The organism is Bradyrhizobium sp. Kon58, assembly GCF_055807455.1.
The window spans coordinates 1-280 of sequence record NZ_JBVVOT010000395.1; the positions used below are offsets into that span (position 1 = coordinate 1).

Below are 280 nucleotides of genomic sequence, written 5' to 3' on the forward strand. Positions count from 1 at the left end.
GTTGCCGGTGGGAAACATCGAACCCCCGCCGCCCTCTTCTTCCGCCGCCGGGTCGATGAACTCAAGCTGCACTTCGGCGGCGGGAAAGGTCACGCCGTCCAGTTCAAAATCACCGGTTTCCTGCACCGCCCCATCAGTGATGGGCACATGGGCGATGATGGTCTTGCCGATATTGGCTTGCCATATGCGCACCACGGCCACGCCGTTGAGGGGCACGCGGCCAGGGTCGACCAGGCCGGCGCTGATGGCGAACGAACCGACCGCCGCGGAGAGGTTGCCG

The 280-nt window shown here is 65.4% G+C and carries 1 protein-coding gene; it reads right to left on the bottom strand.

Annotated features, from left to right (window positions below):
* Positions 1 to 280 (bottom strand): PrpF domain-containing protein (locus tag AC0L20_RS40900; protein ID WP_473295809.1); only part of this gene is annotated, 280 nt, incomplete at both ends.